The 14,406-nt window shown below is 49.1% G+C and carries 13 protein-coding genes; 3 read left to right on the top strand and 10 right to left on the bottom strand.

The annotated features are described in order from the left end of the window. Positions 1-526: 526 nt before the first annotated feature. Complete coding sequence (gene sucC, locus J7619_RS05970; RefSeq protein ID WP_106597429.1) at positions 527-1,750, bottom strand: ADP-forming succinate--CoA ligase subunit beta; 1,224 nt, start codon at positions 1,748-1,750, stop codon at positions 527-529. Between the two features lie 85 nt (positions 1,751-1,835). Here sucC and J7619_RS05965 point away from each other — a divergent pair, with 85 nt between their 5' ends. After that, on the top strand, positions 1,836-2,507 hold the full coding sequence (locus J7619_RS05965) for an ABC transporter ATP-binding protein (RefSeq protein WP_291195482.1): 672 nt from the start codon (positions 1,836-1,838) through the stop codon (positions 2,505-2,507). Positions 2,508-2,647: 140 nt separating this feature from the next. Here the strand turns inward: J7619_RS05965 and groL are convergent, their stop codons facing one another. Next, complete coding sequence (gene groL / locus J7619_RS05960; RefSeq protein ID WP_291195479.1) at positions 2,648-4,279, bottom strand: chaperonin GroEL; 1,632 nt, start codon at positions 4,277-4,279, stop codon at positions 2,648-2,650. 56 nt (positions 4,280-4,335) lie between these two features. Then, entirely contained in the window at positions 4,336-4,632 is a 297-nt protein-coding gene (groES, locus tag J7619_RS05955; protein WP_015812198.1) for a co-chaperone GroES, read from the bottom strand. A 227-nt stretch (positions 4,633-4,859) separates the two neighbouring features. Here groES and J7619_RS05950 point away from each other — a divergent pair, with 227 nt between their 5' ends. Further along, on the top strand, positions 4,860-5,567 hold the full coding sequence (locus J7619_RS05950) for a hypothetical protein (protein ID WP_291195476.1): 708 nt from the start codon (positions 4,860-4,862) through the stop codon (positions 5,565-5,567). A gap of 77 nt (positions 5,568-5,644) precedes the next feature. On the opposite strand, the gene secG is transcribed toward J7619_RS05950, so the two are convergent. The 6 genes from secG to J7619_RS05920 form a co-directional block, all read right to left on the bottom strand. Further along, positions 5,645-6,052 (bottom strand): preprotein translocase subunit SecG, encoded by a 408-nt coding sequence (gene secG / locus J7619_RS05945; RefSeq protein ID WP_291195474.1) that lies wholly within the window; start codon positions 6,050-6,052, stop codon positions 5,645-5,647. A 143-nt stretch (positions 6,053-6,195) separates the two neighbouring features. Then, complete coding sequence (locus J7619_RS05940; protein ID WP_291195471.1) at positions 6,196-6,852, bottom strand: hypothetical protein; 657 nt, start codon at positions 6,850-6,852, stop codon at positions 6,196-6,198. A gap of 60 nt (positions 6,853-6,912) precedes the next feature. Further along, complete coding sequence (locus J7619_RS05935; protein WP_291195468.1) at positions 6,913-7,434, bottom strand: LptE family protein; 522 nt, start codon at positions 7,432-7,434, stop codon at positions 6,913-6,915. After that, a complete protein-coding gene (locus J7619_RS05930) occupies positions 7,424-8,719 on the bottom strand; it encodes a sigma-54-dependent Fis family transcriptional regulator (RefSeq protein ID WP_291195465.1) in 1,296 nt (431 codons plus the stop codon). The genes J7619_RS05935 and J7619_RS05930 overlap by 11 nt, the downstream gene beginning before the upstream one ends. 83 nt (positions 8,720-8,802) lie before the next feature. Beyond that, positions 8,803-10,266, bottom strand: coding sequence for a tRNA (N6-isopentenyl adenosine(37)-C2)-methylthiotransferase MiaB (miaB, locus tag J7619_RS05925; protein WP_291195462.1), 1,464 nt, complete (start codon positions 10,264-10,266; stop codon positions 8,803-8,805). A 93-nt stretch (positions 10,267-10,359) separates the two neighbouring features. Then, positions 10,360-12,822 (bottom strand): BamA/TamA family outer membrane protein, encoded by a 2,463-nt coding sequence (locus J7619_RS05920; protein ID WP_291195460.1) that lies wholly within the window; start codon positions 12,820-12,822, stop codon positions 10,360-10,362. Here J7619_RS05920 and J7619_RS05915 point away from each other — a divergent pair. Next, positions 12,822-13,583, top strand: coding sequence for an RNA methyltransferase (locus J7619_RS05915; protein WP_291195457.1), 762 nt, complete (start codon positions 12,822-12,824; stop codon positions 13,581-13,583). The two genes, J7619_RS05920 and J7619_RS05915, sit on opposite strands and share 1 nt — an antisense overlap. Positions 13,584-13,587: 4 nt before the next feature. On the opposite strand, the gene J7619_RS05910 is transcribed toward J7619_RS05915, so the two are convergent. Further along, positions 13,588-14,376: a queuosine precursor transporter gene (locus tag J7619_RS05910; RefSeq protein ID WP_291195454.1), complete on the bottom strand. Its 789-nt coding sequence runs from the start codon at positions 14,374-14,376 to the stop codon at positions 13,588-13,590. Between the last annotated feature and the right edge of the window lie 30 nt (positions 14,377-14,406).

Genomic DNA, 14,406 nt, shown 5'->3' with positions numbered 1-14,406 from the left:
CTGCACCTGGGCGTTGGGGTTAATGATTGGCGTCTACAATTATTACGGTGCGCTGCACCTGGGCGTTGGGGTTAATGATTGGCGTCTACAATTATTGCGGTGCTCTGCACCTGGGCGTTGGGGTTAATGATTGGCGTCTACAATTATTGCGGTGCGCTGTACCTGTGCCTCGGGGTTAATGATTGGCGTCTACAATTATTACGGTGCTCTGCACCTGGGCGTTGGGGTTAATGATTGGCGTCTACAATTATTGCGGTGCTCTGCACCTGGGCCTCGGGGTTAATGATTGCCGTCTGTTATTGTACAAATATTGTGGCGCGCAGTACCTTCATGCATGACGAAAAGGTGCAGAGCACCATAATATTTGTAGAAATGGGATGATTGTTGGTTTTTTGGAGAAGTTGCAGGCACACCGTGAGAATGGTAACCAAAAAATATGTGCGAAGACATTTAAAGCAAATGTCCCCTGAGCACAATGGCGCCAGGGGACATAAACATTTGCACTTATCAGCCGAAGCTCTGTTTCTTAAACGCCCAGCTCAGCCAGCACCTCAGAAACCTTTGCAGCAGCTTCTTTGAATTCGATCGCTGAATATACTTTCAGGCCGGATTCGTTGATGATGCGTGCGCCTTCTTCTGCATTGGTTCCTTGCAGACGAACGATGATAGGTACAGGAATTTCGCCGATAGCTTTATAAGCTTCTACCACGCCCGCAGCAACACGGTCGCAACGAACGATACCACCGAAGATGTTGATCAGGATCGCTTTTACGTTCGGGTCTTTGAGGATGATACGGAAACCGGCTTCTACCGTGCGTGCATTCGCGCCACCGCCTACGTCGAGGAAGTTGGCGGGCTCACCGCCCGAAAGCTTGATCAAGTCCATGGTAGCCATCGCCAGACCGGCTCCGTTTACCATACAACCTACGTTTCCGTCCAGTTTTACGTAGTTCAGGTTGTTGGCGCCTGCTTCTACCTCCAAAGGATCTTCTTCGTTGGTGTCGCGCATTTCAGCCAGTTCAGGGTGACGGTACAATGCATTGTCGTCGAGGTCAACCTTGGCATCTACGGCGAGGATTTTGTTGTCAGATGTTTTCAAAACCGGGTTGATTTCGAACATCGACGAGTCGCTTTCCGCGTAAGCTCTGTATAGTGCAGAAATGAATTTCACCATTTCCTTGAACGCGTCACCTTCCAGACCCAGCGCGAATGCCACTTTACGTGCCTGGAACGGCTGCAATCCAACCTTAGGATCGATCCATTCTTTGATGATTTTCTCAGGAGTATGCTCTGCTACTTCTTCAATGTCCATACCGCCTTCGGTGCTGGCCATGATCACGTTGCAGTTTCTGCCACGATCCAACAGGATCGACAGGTAATATTCTTTCGGCTCGGTTGGGCCTGGATAGTATACGTCTTCTGCAATCAGGACTTTGTTTACTCGCTTGCCTTCTGCACCGGTTTGGTGCGTTACCAATACTTTGCCCAGGATGTTGTTGGAGATGGTCCTGACATCTTCAACCGACTTAGCCAACGCCACACCGCGCTGCTCGCTGCCGACGATACGGCCTTTACCGCGACCGCCTGCGTGGATTTGGGATTTTACAACATACCACTTGGTGCCTGTCTGCTGGCTGAGCTCACGTGCAACTTCTACCGCCTTATCCGGAGTGTCGGCTACGAGGCCTTCCTGAATACGCACACCGTATTTTTTAAGAACGCTTTTGCCTTGATATTCGTGAATATTCATGAGTATAAAAGTAAATTGGTATTTTCACGGCAAATTAAGGAATTAATCAAAACGGGCGAGTTTTCGACGCAATTATCTTTTCAATATGGAGCTACTTCGGGCGAGCGGGATCAGGCGTACTTATGGGTCATTGCAGGTTTTGAAAGGCATAGATCTGGAAGTTAAAAAGGGGGAAGTAGTGGCAATTGTAGGACCATCGGGAGCGGGGAAGAGCACCTTTCTGCACATCCTCGGAACACTCGACCGACCGGAGCAGGGAGAGGTGTTCATCGAAGGTGAAAATGTCTTCAAACAAAAGGATAAAGAGCTCGCGCGCTTCCGAAATGAGAAGATCGGTTTCATTTTCCAGTTCCATAACCTGCTCGCAGAATTCACCGCATTGGAAAATGTATGTATGCCGGGTTATATCAATGGAAATGTGAATGAAAAGGATATTCAAAAGCGTGCGAAAGAATTGCTCGAACTGCTCGGACTAGGCGGGCGAATGGACCATTTGCCTTCACAACTCTCCGGTGGCGAACAGCAACGCGTCGCCGTCGCCCGTGCATTGTTGAATCGGCCCGCCATCGTACTAGCCGACGAACCGAGCGGTAACCTTGATTCACATAATGCATTGGATTTGCATCAGTTATTCTTCAAGTTGCGTGATGAGACGGGGCAGACGTTCGTGATCGTGACGCACAATGAAGAGTTGGCAGAAATGGCTGACCGGAGGTTGGTGATGCAGGATGGGTTAATGGTCCAGCATTCTGTTTAGGAGGGCACTCTGTGGCCGCGTTGACCAAAATCAAACATCCTATCTCTACTAACAGAGGGCCGCTGTGCGGCCATATAAAAAACGGGTTGCCAGTTTCCTGACAACCCGTTTTTTATATGTTCCGAAGAAACGGAGGCTGATTACATCATGCCGCCCATTCCGCCGCCGTGGCTGTGGCCACCTGCCGCAGGAGCTTCTTCTGGTTCGTCAGCGATCACGCATTCTGTTGTCAACAACAGACCAGCGATAGATGCTGCGTTTTCAAGAGCCAGACGAGATACTTTCTTAGGATCGATGATACCAGCTTCCAAAAGGTCTTGGTAAGTGTTGTCTTTCGCGTTGTAACCGAAAGCACCTGAACCATCTTTCACTTTGTTGATCACTACCGAAGGCTCGCCACCAGCGTTAGACACGATCGTACGCAATGGAGCTTCCAAAGCAGCACGGATGATGTTGATACCGGTTGTTTCGTCTTCGTTAGAGCCTTTCAGGCCGTCGAGAGAAGCAGTAGCACGGATGAACGCTACGCCACCACCTGCAACGATACCTTCTTCAACCGCAGCACGGGTTGCGTGAAGGGCGTCATCAACGCGGTCTTTTTTCTCTTTCATTTCAACCTCAGTAGCAGCACCGATGTAAAGGATAGCTACACCGCCTGACAGTTTCGCCAGACGCTCCTGCAATTTTTCGCGATCGTAGTCAGATGTAGTGTTTTCGATCTGCGCTTTGATCTGGTTAACACGAGCCTGAATGTCTTCAGATGCACCGCTACCATTTACCAAAGTAGTATTGTCTTTGTCGATAATCGCTTTTTCGCAAGTACCGAGGTAGTCCAAAGTAGCGTTTTCCAGTTTGAAACCACGCTCTTCGCTGATAACGGTACCGCCAGTGATGATAGCGATATCTTCCAGCATTGCTTTACGACGGTCACCGAAACCAGGAGCTTTAACAGCCGCTACTTTCAATGCACCGCGGATTTTGTTTACTACCAAGGTAGCCAATGCTTCTCCGTCAACATCTTCTGCAAGGATCAGCAAGGGACGGCCGGTTTGTGCAACTGCTTCCAACACAGGAAGAAGCTCTTTCATAGAAGAAACTTTCTTCTCAGAGATCAGGATGAATGGGCGCTCGAGTTCAGCTTCCATTTTCTCGGTGTTGGTTACGAAGTATGGAGACAGGTAACCACGGTCGAACTGCATACCTTCCACAGTTTTAACTTCTGTTTCAGTTCCGCGCGCTTCTTCCACGGTGATAACACCTTCTTTACCTACTTTTTCCATCGCTTCGGCGATCATGTTACCGATCTCCTCGTCGTGGTTGGCAGAGATAGTTGCAACCTGAGCGATTTCTTTGGAAGTAGAGATGTTTTTCTTTTGGCCTTCCAGGTCTTTCACGATGGTAGAGACAGCCTTGTCGATACCACGTTTCAGGTCCATCGGGTTAGCGCCAGCCGCTACGTTTTTCACACCGATCGAGTAGATCGCCTGTGCCAAAACGGTAGCAGTAGTAGTACCATCACCTGCTGAATCAGCAGTTTTGGACGCTACTTCTTTCACCAGCTGAGCTCCCATGTTTTCGATAGGATCTTTCAGGTCGATTTCTTTGGCAACAGTAACGCCATCCTTTGTGATGCTTGGAGAACCGAATTTCTTGTCGATTACAACGTTACGACCACGTGGGCCCAATGTAACCTTAACGGCGTCAGCCAGGGTGTCCACACCGCGCTTTACTTTATCGCGTGCTTCTGTGTCAAAAAATATTTTCTTAGACATAACTGATTTGAATTTGAAAAACTTTAAGAGAAACTATTGAATCTGAGTGTTTTAGATTAACCTACGATTGCGTAGATATCCGACTCGCGCATAATCAGGACGTCTTTTCCTTCGTATGCCAATTCAGTGCCTGAGTACTTACCGTACAATACGGTATCTCCAACTTTTACTGTAAGAGGCTCGTCTTTTTTACCAGGGCCTACTGCCAATACGGTTCCGCGTTGTGGCTTTTCCTTTGCAGTATCAGGGATAATGATACCAAATGCTGTTTTTTCTTCGGCTGGGGCAGGTTCGATCAGAACGCGGTCAGCTAGCGGTTGTACATTCACTTGTATTTCTGCTAAAGTTGACATAAATATTAAACGTTTATTTTAATTGTCAGTAATGATTAGACTTCCATCCCGATAGCACAATCTGTGCCAGCCGGTTTGCTCTGACATTTTTTCCTGCCAGTGTGACAAATTTGTACTCCTGCGTGGCGTTATAGTACTATAATGTCATTTGCGTGTCAGGAATGCTGAAATCTTGCTTTCAGCGATGGAATTCACTAAATTTTATCGGCACCAAATTGAAAGCCCCTATGTCAGAGCTCGATAAAAACTGGCTAACCGAAGGAATTTTTGATTTTGAATACAAAAAATATGTGCTGATGGCGTACTTCCAGCACGTTCGGGACCAGTTCACACACAACCGATTGCACCCCTGTCTGCCAGAATTGAAGCTGCACCTCGACGCCTGTGTCAGCATCCAGCATAATAAAAGTAGGATCAGGACCAGTTTACCCAAAAACCTGACAGGTATTGATGTCAAAACCTGGCAGTTGCAGTACGAAGAGACGCACCAGGACGATCCGTTCATGTCCGACCTGAATTACATTCTGGACTTTGCGATACCGCGCTTTTCGAAATCCATAGAAGAAGGATCGGAACGGTTTTCAGAAGTGGAGGAGAATGTGAAGGTTTCGCCGGTGGGTATTGTGCCGTTGCGTTTGCAGGAAGGCTACCTGCTGTTTTTGCACACATTCCAGCCACTGGTGAGCATTTTCCAGTACCAGCTTGCATTGTACAATGCATTGAAGGAGCGGTATCTGAAAACGGTTTACGTCGATACCGTGCGGATTGGCCTTGGGAACACCATTTCGCAGCTTAAAGTCGATCTTACAAAACGGAACCGCACTATGCCGAACCCGGCTACGTATGTCGTCGAATCCAGATATGACTATCCTTTGCACGAGACGCTTTTGCCGGTGGCGGAGCGGCTCATGCTGCGGGAGATCAATGTAGCTTAGTTGTGATCTTAAAATGTAAGGCATAAAAAAATCCTGCGATGTTAGTCGCAGGATTTTCTTTTAGGCAAATGCCTCCATTATTTCTTAGCAGTGTCGGCAGGCGTAGCAGCTGGTGTGGTTGTTCCCGCAGGTGTAGCTTCGCCCGCAGCCGGTGCAGCGCCCTCTTTCGCAGGTGCAGGAGCGATTTTTCCGCCTGGTACCACTGCATTCTGAGCTCTTTCTACGTTTACGCTGTTAATGCCGGCGCCGGCGTTAGAACCGCCCACCATAATATAAGAAGCCAGTGAAATGACGATCACCGCGCTCGCCAGACCCCACGTGATTTGTTCGAGAAGGTCGGTAGTCTTTTTAACACCAAACATCTGGGTAGTTCCTGCGCCGCTAAACTCGCTTGAAAGCCCTCCACCTTTTGAATTTTGGACGAGAACGACCAAAATCAACAATACTGCAACAATGGCAACCAGAATAATTAAACCCAAATACATGCTTTAATGAATTTTGAATGACTGAATTTTGAATGACTGAATGTGTGAATGAGTGAATGCGAATAATTGAATGACGAACTACACTTGACCTAATGACTTCCTGACTCCTTGACTCTTAACTTTGAACTCCTGAACTCCTGAACTCACGACGTCCGTGCGTATAATTCGCTCAATTTTTTCGCAAAGTAATTCCTTTTTTCCGGTTTTTTCAAAATCAATTTTTGATAGACGTCTATCGCCTTTTCAATTTTGCCCTGACGAATGAGGATATTGGCAAATGCTTCGGTTTCAATGCCTCCTTCCGATCCACCGGCCAACCGACTGCTGAGATCGATGCTGACAGGTTCCAGGTTGTTGTCCTGACGCGCGATGCGCGGATTCTTTTTCATGAAGCCCTGGATAATTTGCTGCTGGCGACGCTGCTCTTCTGTGCGTTGCAATTCGGCGGAAGCCTGCTGCTCGACGGTACTAATTAATATGTCGTCGCTATCGAGCGGTTCGGGTGCCAGTTGTGGTTCGAGAATGTCGTCTACGTCCACGGTAGCATCGTAACGCTCATTGTCGCTTTCTACGAGCTGCTGCAATGCCACGCGGCTGAGCGCGTAGGCGGCCGCACGAGGACGGGTTTCTTCCAGTTTTTCGGTACTGGCAAGGCTCGACGCCTTGGCCAGCATCGAGTAGGGGATCTGGCAATAGGGAAATGCCTTGATGGTGGCTTCCAGCTGCGGGATCACATCTGCCGTAATCAGGCAGGGGTTCTTCACCAGCTGATCAAATGTTTCCTTATCGATGAGCGCCATATTCCGGGTTGTGTTGAGAAATTCGGGTAGTTGAAATTGAAAGTTCGGGCAGGGCTTTTCCTACCAGTCTGCTGCCGATTTATTAAAAATCTGCTGCACAAGGTTTTCGCGGATTGTCGGCAGAAGTCGTGCTTCGTTCTGGTTAAGAGTTTGATCCTGAGGAAAATCGGCGTAGTAGGTAAAGGACTGGTCGAAGTTCTTAGTTTCGTCTTTTCCGTTCGTGTAGCGCACCTGTACGGTCACATTGAGGCGGTTAAGGCCGGCCTGGTCGTTCGCGGTAGGAGCTGCGGGCGTAACGTCATAACCCGTAATGGAACCTTCCAGTACCAGGTCGCCACCGCCGGGCTGACTTACAAGACTCGTATTTCTTTGAAAATATTCTTTCAAATCCTCGGTAAGGCGTTGCGGAAGGTCTGCCGGCCCACCTGCCGTGCCCATCGTAAAATTCAGCACGCTGAATGTCTTGATATCAGGAGAAAGGTTGGTGCCCGTAAACGAATACACCCCGCATCCCGACATGAAAACCGGGCAAATCAGTATCAGGAATGCCCAAAATATCCGGGCGTTACTATTATTCTTCAATGTCGTATTGTTTGATCTTCCTGTATAACGTGCGCTCGGAAATGCCCAATGCATTGGCGGCGTATTTTCGCTTGTTATTGTTCTTACGAAGGGCCTTGATGATCATTTCCTTTTCCTTGTCTTCCAATGAAAGCGATTCTTCCTCGGCTGTCACGTGTACCACGTCTTCAATCTCGTCCCGCTCGTCGGAATAGCGATCGAGGTCCACGGTACGTGACGGAGGGGGCGTGAGCAGGCGAGCCGGTTCGATGGTAGGCGTGGTAATGATCGGCTCCACGTTATTGAGCGAACTGAACAACTCCTGATGGTCTTTCAGGATATCGCCGCCATACTTTTCGTTTTCGAGGACGTTCCTGACGAGTTTTTTCAATTCCGTCATATCCCGCCGCATATCGAAAAGCACTTTATACAACAGCTCCCTTTCCGAAAACGAAGTGCCGTCGCCATCATTGGATCGGAGTGGTACCAATGCCTTGCGGCTGGACGGCTGCACAGGATTCAGGTAATGGTTGAGCGTCTCAATGCTGATAGGCAGCTCCTTATCCGTTTCCAGGATGGTAATCTGCTCCGCAATGTTTTTCAACTGACGGATGTTGCCTGGAAATGAATATTGAAGCAAAAGGTCACGAGCTTCGCTGTCAAGCCTTACGGGTTTGGTGCGGTACCGCTCGGAGAAATCATTGGTAAACTTCCTGAAAAGCAGCAGGATATCTTCCCCGCGGTCGCGCAACGGCGGCACGTAAATGGGGACGGTGTTCAACCGGTAGTACAAGTCTTCCCGGAACTTTCCATGATTGACCGCATCGAGCAGGTTGACATTCGTGGCCGCTACTACACGGACATTTGTCTTCAAAACCTTGGACGATCCTACACGAATATATTCCCCATTTTCCAATACGCGGAGCAACCTTGCCTGCGTGCCCAGCGGCATCTCGCCTACTTCGTCCAGGAAAATCGTTCCGCTGTTAGTTGTTTCAAAATAGCCTTTTCTCGCGTCCAATGCGCCGGTAAACGCACCTTTTTCATGCCCGAACAATTCGGAATCGATCGTTCCTTCCGGGATCGCACCGCAGTTAATGGCGATAAACGGCCCGTGCTTACGTGCGCTGAGGCTATGGATGATTTTGGAAAAAGATTCTTTTCCGCTACCGCTTTCACCGGTGATCAAAACCGTCAGGTCTGTCGCAGCGACCTGCACGGCCACATTGATCGCGTGGTTCAGGCCCGACGAGTTGCCGATGATCCCGAAGCGGTTCTTTATGGCTTGTATTTCCGATGAATCCATGAAATATCTGAGGGCTTCCGGCAAGCCGAAAACCTTAGTTAATTGTCAAAGTGGTTCTAAAAGAATAAGTCAAGGCCTTATTCCTATACCGGCTCGGGCTGCAATACGCGCCCCAGCAGGGTTGCGGCAGTGCATTCGGTGATCAGCACATTCACATACTGGCCTTTTTCAAAGTTTTCGCGGGGGAATACCACCATTTTGTTCTGGTCATTACGCCCGCAAAGATCATCTTCCGATTTTTTGGAAGGACCTTCAATGAGCACTTTCTGAACCGTTCCCAGCAGTCGCTGATTGCGTTCCAGAGAAATACCGCGCTGTACTTCGATGATTTCCGCAAGCCGTCGTTTCTTGACGTCCTCCGGAATATCGTCCTTGTATTTCTTCGCGGCCAGTGTTCCGGGACGTTCGGAATATGCGAACATATAACCGAAATCGAAATTGGCATAGGTCAGCAACGAAAGCGAATCCTGGTGCTCCTGCTCGGTTTCGGTACAGAATCCGGCGATCATATCCTGCGAAATACCGCATTCGTCACCCAGAATCCGGCGGATCGCGTCAATGCGCCCCATATACCATTCGCGGGTGTAAGTCCGGTTCATGATTTCCAGTACGCGGGTGTTGCCGCTCTGCGCAGGAAGGTGAATGTATTTGCAGATGTTGTCATACTTTTTCATGGTATACAACACTTCGTCTGTAATGTCTTTCGGGTGCGAAGTACTGAAACGGATGCGCAATTCGGGACTTACTTTGGCGACCATTTCAAGCAGGTTCGCGAAGTTTACAACCGTGTCATTGGCCACCTCAACTCCTTCATTCACCTCGGCCTTCCATTTATAGCTGTCGACATTCTGTCCGAGCAGCGTTACCTCGCGGTAACCATCGCGGAAAAGGTCTTCCGCTTCTTTGACGATCGAATACGGGTCGCGGCTGCGCTCACGCCCGCGTGTGAAAGGCACGACGCAGAAGCTGCACATATTGTCGCAACCGCGCATAATTGAAATGAAGGCGGTTACACCATTGGAATTCAGTCGGATAGGTGAAATGTCGGCATAAGTTTCTTCCCTCGAAAGGAATACGTTGACGCCTTTCTGACCGGTTTCGGCTTCGTCTACCAATCGTGGTAAATCCCGGTATGCATCCGGGCCTGTCACGATATCGACCATTTTTTCCTCTTCCAGGAACTTCGTTTTAAGGCGTTCGGCCATGCAACCCAATACGCCGATCAGCATGCCGGGTTTATTTTTCTTAATAAAATTGAGCTGTTTCAGGCGGTTCCGTACCTTTTGCTCCGCATTATCGCGGATGGCGCAGGTATTCAGGAAGATCAGATCGGCATTGTTCACGTCCGAGGTGGTTGCAAAACCGGCGTCACGCATGACAGACGCCACGATCTCACTGTCCGAGAAGTTCATCTGACAGCCGTAGCTTTCGATAAATAGTCTTTTCTTTCCTGAAAGCGGTTCGTTTTCCGAAACCCGTACTGTTTCGCAGGCTTCCTTATCCGCCTCTGTCAATATTTTTAATGAATCTGCAATTCTATGCTCCATGAGAAGGAATTCTTAAACGCACAAAGTGCAAAGATAGGAAAAATTGGAAGAAAACTGACAAACTGTCATATGTTGGTAACCGCCGGAATGCGATCAGAATGGGTAACCCACACCGAGGTTGATATTCAGTGAATTGGCCTCCGTGCGTCTGAAAAGGCGTTTAAGTTTGAGGTCATCCAGCACGAAGCGTTCCCCGCTGTCCTGCGACGGATCATATACTTTGACCCCGAAATCGAAGCGGAGAATAAAGAATGATAGGTCGTATCGAATACCAAAGCCGGTCCCGACGGCGATTTCCCGCAAAAGTTTATCAGCTTTGAATTTTTGGTCGTCGCTGGTGGCATTGCTACCCAGCCGCCACACATTTCCAGCGTCGATGAACAACGCATAGTTGATATCCCCAAAGAATTTTGCCAGAAATCCCCGCCATTCCAGATTCCCTTCCAGCAGGAATTCGCCGGGGGATTCGATCGACAAGTTATTATAGGTAACCGGTTTGGCTGAACCGGGCCCGAGCCTCCTCGGCAACCAGGCGCGGACGCTGTTGGATCCCCCCGCGAAGAAGTACTTTTCATAGGGAGGGACTTTATAATCGCCGTAGCTGTAAATGGCGCCTGTATTCACACGGGCAACAAATGCCGATTTTCTCCCGGCGGGCCAGTAGCGGCGATAATCGGCATTCCAGCGGATATATTTGTAAAATTGAAGGCTATCACCAAATGCTTTCTTGATCACCTCCTGTTGCCGGGGAAGGAAATTCAATGTCGTGCCGCCGGATTCGAGCGCAAACCGGAAATACTGCGCTTTCTTCTGAGGGCCTATCAATGAATTGGTGTTGTAAACAAAATTCGCGTTAATATCTGAAACGAAGGATGGCTTGAAGCTATAAATCAGATTGTTCCCCCGCTTTACCAGGTCGGTCAGAAGTGTATCGAATTGAGGATTTATATTCCTGGTATTCAAAATATTAAGGTCTATCAGGGAGACGTTAACCAACGTCGTTCGGGAAGGCTGCCAGGAATAATTGGTACTGATTTTCACGTTGGTACGGGTATATTCCGGGCGGTTGACGTAGTTATAACCCAAACTCAACTGTGTCCGCGGATTGCTATTCGCTACCCGTTTTTTGAACAGGTTTTGTGGTGTGAGCAATCGGGGGAACGTGAGTGAGGCGGTCAGGCCAATCTCTTCACTCTTGTAAATCTCCCGGTTTCCTACAAAGTTCGGCACGAGTTCAATACCTCCCCGAATGTTGGTTTCAAAGTTTTCCATACCATTGAACACATTCCTGATCTTGTACGATAAGTTGGCAAACGGTCCGGGCGTGCCTTGCAGCTGGATCACATTTAAGCCGACGTCGGTAGAAATCTGGTATTTGTCAAGCGGGATCGCTTTAAAATAGCTGTTAATGCCCCGCCCGGTCGAGTCGAGCGTGTAGTTGTAGTTGACAAACCGGAATTGGTCGGTCAGTGATAATTGTTGCTGCGTATCGCGCTCCCGTTTTTGGCTGTACCAGGTATGCGGACGCACCTGCATTTTGGTGTCGAGTGCTTTCCGCGAGAATTTCTTATCCGAGAACACATATTTAATGCCCTCAAACATGCTGGTATCCTTCCGGAAAATCGAATCCGGCACACCGGAAGGAGGAAGTACTTCGAAATTGACCGAATTGACCGAGTAACGTTTGTTGGCCGGCGCCGGCATGTCCACCCTTACCCGCACATCCACAGATTTGAAAAGGCTGTCGGTCGGCCGGTTGGTGATCGTGTCGTTGACGATGTAACTGACATTCTGCCGCGAAAAGCCCATGTAGCCTTCGTTCCGGAGCAGTGTTTCAATGCGTATACGTTCCTCCTCGAAGGCGTCGCCGTCGTAGCGCTTGTGGGGTAGCAATGCGGCGTTTTTCGAATCGGCCCTGATCAGGCTGTCGGCCAGCTCATTACCGATCTGATAATGGATATTGCGGATCATTGTCGCCCGGTTTTCAGTCACCAGGTAATTGACCCGGATTCTTTTAAAGATCGTATCGGGGTCAAAGGTCACTTTCGCATCGAAAAAGCCGTTGTTGTACAGGTATTTCTGCATCTTCTCGGCATTCAGCGCCACATCGGCCTGGTGGTAATATACCGGTGCTTCGCCCAATACCCGCATCCAGAAGTTGCCCTGGGTAGCTCGTATCTGCGCTTTTTCGAGCTTTTTGGCATACCGCGTGTTGATTCTTTCAAGCTTTCGGGGGGAATCTGCGTGTTCCTGGGATTCTTTCTGGTAATTTTGCGTCACCTCGATCACCCTGCGCTGTTTTTCCTCGCGGTTGTAAAACAATTCGCCAAAGCGGTAAAGGCCAACGTAAGGAAATATGGGGAAGCCAAGCAATCGCCGGTTCGGTTTTTGCGGGATTAACGCATCCAGTTCCGAATCACTGATTACGCGATTACCCTTGATAGCGGAGTTGCCGAGTAAGTAGCCTTTGGAAGTGGGTTTGGGTGCGCAGGAAAACAGTCCCGTTAGAATCAGGAAAATCAACCAGCCGTATATCGTCCTACAATTAATATTCAATGTTGTCAAAAAATCGTATCAAGTATATTAACTCGCTTAAAATCAAAAAGTACCGGCAGCTTCACGAGGCTTTTGTGATAGAAGGTGCCAAAAGTGTACTGGAATTGCTGGATTCCGACTTTAAGATTGAGTTTGTACTGGTAACACAGGAATTTCAGCAAAAATACTCAAGTATTTTAACCCGCCATAACGTAGCCTTCGAAACGGTGACCGCGCAGGAACTGGAAGGCCTGGGATCGTTCCAAACCAACGATTCGTGTCTCGCTGTGGCTAAAACGAAGGAAAATACATTCTTGTCTCCCGGGCAAGGGGAATATATGCTCATGCTCGATGACGTGCGTGACCCGGGTAACCTGGGTACGATCATTCGCGTTGCCGACTGGTACGGCATGACCAAAATCGTCTGCTCGCGCGACACGACCGATGTTTACAACCCCAAGGTGATTGCAGCCGCCAAAGGGTCATTTACGCGCGTAAAACTCTACTACACCGATTTGACCCAATATTTTGAAAAAATACAGGATCTGAAACAACCGGTCATCGGGGCATTTCTGGGAGGGGACTCATTGTATGAATTTAAATATCCCACCCGTGGGGGGGTCATCGTGATGGGCAATGAATCCAATGGCATCAGCGGAGAGGTGGAGCGATTTGTGACCCATAAAATCATGATTCCACGTTTTGGGGAGGCCGAATCACTCAATGTCGGTATCGCGACCGCCGTGATGCTGGATAATATGCGCAGACAGGTGCCGCTGTAAGATGCTACTCGTGCGCGGCATGGTGGGAGAGCTCTTCTGCGTACTCCTTGCCGAGGTAATTATCGATGAAATAATGCGCTATGTACAAAAGTGGGGTCAGAAGGATCGCCACCACGCCTTTATAAAGGTAGTTAATGGTGCCTACTGAAAAGACCAGTTTCAAATCCCAGTTCCCGAACACATAAAACGCGATACCAATCACGACGAAGCTGTCGATCAGCTGTGAAAACATAGTAGATCCGGTGGCGCGGAGCCAGATGAAGCGGCTGCCGGTTTTCCGGCGGAGCCAGGAGAATACCAGGATGTCCAGCAATTGCCCCAATAAAAAGGCGGTGATTGATCCGATCATGATGCCCAGGCCCTGGTTGAAGATTTTGGAGAATGCGTCGTTGATATTGAATGTGTTACCCTGGGTGTCGGTATTGTTGAGTTCAAGCCAGAATTGCGCAGGCGGCACCTTGGTAGCCACGTAAATGATCAGGAATGTATAGACGATCAGCGCCGAGGTAACGTAAGAGATTCTTTTCACGCCCTTTCGACCGAAATACTCATTGATAATGTCGGACGTGATAAATACGATGGGCCAGCTGATCACCCCTGCCGTCATGTTGAAATCCAGCTTCTGACCACCGATCGGTAACTGGGCCGGCGCGATACCCAAAAGGGTCTCCACTGAAAATATTTTACCGCCGATAATCTCCGCGATGAGCGCGTTGGTAAGAAAGATACCGCAAAGGAGGAGGAACAGCCGTTGGCGTTTGGCCTCCTGAATGGTTCTGTCGGGTATGGTCATCGGGCGATAAGTACTTTCAGTGGAGGTTTA

The sequence above is a fragment of the Dyadobacter sp. genome (assembly GCF_017744695.1).
GTDB lineage: Bacteria > Bacteroidota > Bacteroidia > Cytophagales > Spirosomataceae > Dyadobacter.
Note: the sequence above shows the minus strand (reverse complement) of the source record. Positions and strands in the feature narration are given on the sequence as shown.